Origin of the sequence: Streptomyces sp. NPDC048479, from assembly GCF_040651435.1 — a bacterium.
Classification (GTDB): domain Bacteria; phylum Actinomycetota; class Actinomycetes; order Streptomycetales; family Streptomycetaceae; genus Streptomyces.
The window spans coordinates 1-3,551 of record NZ_JBEZKA010000092.1; the positions used below are offsets into that span (position 1 = coordinate 1).

General features: G+C 69.7%; 1 protein-coding gene. It reads left to right on the plus strand.

What is annotated here, in order from left to right; translation table 11 throughout:
- On the plus strand, positions 1-3,551 hold a 3,551-nt coding region (locus AB0D12_RS41010; RefSeq protein WP_362695132.1), incomplete at both ends, for a beta-ketoacyl synthase N-terminal-like domain-containing protein.

A 3,551-nucleotide genomic window follows, 5' to 3' on the forward strand; every position in this document is an offset into this window, starting at 1 on the left:
CGTCGTGCGGATGGTCTCGCGGCCACGTCGCTCGCGTGGGGTCCGTGGGCCGAGGGCGGCATGGCCGCCGACGAGGCGATGGACGCGCGGATGCGCCGGGGCGGCGTACCGCCCATGAACGCCGATCTCGCGATCACGGCACTTCGTCAGGCAGTCGGTTCCGCCGATGCGGCTTTGACGATCGTGGACTTCGACTGGTCACGGTTCGCGCCCGGCTTCACCGCCGTGCGGGCCGCCAACCTCCTCGCCGAACTGCCTGAGGCGGCAGCCGTCATCAGCAGTGCGGAGAAGGAGAACGGCCGGTCGGAGCCGGCCGGTTCGTCGCTCGCACAGCGACTCCAGGGCATGGCCGAGGGGGACCGCGAGCCGTTCCTCCTGGAGCTCGTGGGCACACAGGTCGCCGAGGTGCTGGGGCACTCCGGTGCCGAGGACATCGAAGCGGGACGCGCGTTCCGTGAGATCGGCTTCGACTCGCTGACCGCCGTCGAGCTGCGCAATCGCCTCGGCGCCGCCACCGCGCTGCGGCTTCCGGCCACGCTCGTCTACGACTACCCGACACCGATCGCGCTCGCCGCCTACCTCCGTACCGAACTGCTCGGCACGCAGACCGTGGTGGCCGGCCCGACAGCCACGGCAGTCGACGATGATCCGATCGCGATCGTGGCGATGAGCTGCCGTTTCCCCGGCGGAGTACGGACCCCGGAAGACCTCTGGCAGCTGCTCGCATCGGGCGGCGACGCCATCTCGGATCTTCCGCTGGACCGCGGCTGGGACGTCGAGGCTCTGTACGACGCAGACCCTGGTGCGCAGGGCACTTCGTACGCGCGTGAGGGCGGATTCCTCTACGACGCGGCGGACTTCGATGCGGACTTCTTCGGGATCTCGCCGCGTGAGGCGCTGGCCATGGACCCGCAGCAGCGGCTCCTGCTCGAAACCTCGTGGGAGGCGTTCGAGCGGGCCGGGATCGATCCCGCCACCGTGCGGGGCAGCCAGGCCGGTGTCTTCGTCGGCACCAACGGCCAGGACTACCTGTCTGTACTGCTGGAGGAGCCTGAAGGCCTCGAGGGTCACTTGGGTACGGGTAACGCGGCGAGCGTCGTCTCCGGCCGGCTCTCCTATGTGTTCGGCCTGGAGGGCCCGGCGGTTACGGTCGATACCGCCTGCTCGTCGTCGCTGGTCGCCCTGCACTGGGCGATCCAGGCGCTGCGCAATGGTGAGTGCTCGCTGGCCCTGGCCGGTGGTGTGACGGTGATGTCCACGCCGGGCACCTTCATCGAATTCAGTCGGCAGCGTGGTCTTGCGGAGGACGGCCGCATCAAGGCGTTCGCTGCGGCTGCGGACGGTACGGGGTGGGGCGAGGGTGTCGGCATGCTGCTCGTCGAGCGGCTGTCCGATGCACAGCGCAACGGGCATCCGGTGCTTGCCGTGGTCCGAGGCTCCGCCGTCAACCAGGACGGTGCGAGCAACGGACTCACTGCCCCGAACGGTCCGTCCCAGCAGCGGGTGATCCGTGCCGCTCTCGCGAGCGCGGGACTGTCGGCCGCGGATGTGGACGTGGTGGAGGCGCACGGCACGGGTACGACCCTGGGTGACCCGATCGAGGCGCAGGCGCTGCTCGCCACCTACGGCCAGGGGCGCGCGGAAGACCGGCCATTGCTGCTGGGCTCGATCAAGTCCAACATCGGCCACGCACAAGCCGCAGCCGGTGTCGCAGGCGTGATCAAGATGGTGCTGGCGATGCAGAACGGGCTGCTTCCGCAGAGCCTTCACATCGACGAGCCGTCCCCTCAGGTCGACTGGGAGGCCGGTGAAGTCTCCCTGCTGACCGAGCAGACGGAGTGGCCCGAGACCGGCCGCCCGCGCCGTGCCGGCGTCTCCTCGTTCGGCTTCAGCGGAACGAACGCCCACACCATCATCGAGCAGGCTCCGGCGCGGGTGGAGACGGACCGGGCCGACGACGCGGCCACGGAACGGGCCTTTCTCCCGCTGGTGCTCTCGGCGAAGAACGACGTCGCACTCCGCGACCAGGCCGACAGCCTGCGCGCGCGGCTGATCGCGGCTCCTGAATTGCGCCTGTCCGACGTCGGTCGCACGCTGACGACCGGCCGCTCGTCGTTCGAGCGGCGCGCGGCGGTGGTGGCTGTGGATCGTGAGGGTCTGCTGGCGGGGCTCGGGGCGCTGGCGGAGGGTGGCTCGGCGGCGGGGATCGTTACGGGCTCGCCGGTCGCCGGGAAGCTGGCGTTTCTGTTCACGGGGCAGGGGAGTCAGCGGCTGGGGATGGGCCGTGAGTTGTACGAGGTGTATCCGGTGTTCGCGGAGGCGCTGGATGCGGTGTGTGCGCACCTGGAACTGCCGTTGAAGGATGTGTTGTTCGGGTCCGATGGTGATGCGCTGGATCAGACGGCTTATACGCAGCCTGCGTTGTTTGCGGTTGAGGTGGCGTTGTTCCGGCTGGTGGAGTCGTGGGGTCTGCGGCCGGACTTCTTGGCGGGTCATTCGATTGGTGAGATTGCTGCCGCGCATGTGGCGGGTGTGTTCTCGCTGGAGGATGCGTGTGCGCTGGTGGCGGCTCGTGGGCGGCTGATGCAGGCGCTGCCGACGGGTGGCGTGATGATCGCGGTCCAGGCATCCGAGGACGAGGTTCTGCCTCTGCTGACGGACCGGGTGAGCGTTGCGGCCATCAACGGTCCGCAGTCGGTGGTCATCGCCGGCGACGAGGCCGACGCGGTTGCGATCGCCGAGTCCTTCGAGGCTCAGGGCCGCAAGACCAAGCGTCTGACGGTCAGCCATGCGTTCCACTCGCCGCACATGGACGGCATGCTCGATGCCTTCCGTACGGTCGCCGAGGGCATCTCGTACGAGTCTCCGCGCATCCCGGTGGTCTCCAACCTCACCGGGACCCTCGTCTCGGACGAGATGGGTTCGGCCGACTTCTGGGTCCGGCACGTCCGCGAAGCCGTCCGCTTCCTCGACGGCATCCGCACCCTGGAAGCCGCCGGCGTCACCACGTACATCGAACTCGGCCCCGACGGCGTCCTGTCCGCCCTGGCTCAGGACTGCCTGACCGCAGACGCGGACACCGTCTTCGTGCCCGTCCTCCGCTCCGGCCGCCCCGAGGCCGAGACCGTCACCGCGGCCCTCGCCCAGGCCCACGTCCACGGCACCCCCGTCGACTGGCAGGCGTTCTACGGGACCGGAGCTCAGCGGGTCGATCTGCCGACCTACGCCTTCCAGCGGCAGCGCTACTGGCCGGAGGCGTCGCGGGCGGGAAGTGCACCGGTCGGCGGGAGCGTCGATGCGGTGGACGCGCGGTTCTGGGAGGCCGTCGAGCGCGAGGATCTCGCGTCGCTCGTCACAGAGCTGGACGTGGACGAGACGCCCCTCAGCGAGGTCGTGCCGGCTCTGTCGGCGTGGCGTCGCCGACGCCGTACCCAGTCGGAGGTGGATGGTTGGCGCTACCGGGTGTCGTGGAAGCCGCTGGCTGAGGTCTCGTCGGGGGCACGGTTGTCCGGCTCCTGGCTGGTAGTGGTGCCGGCCGGGGGTGTGGACGA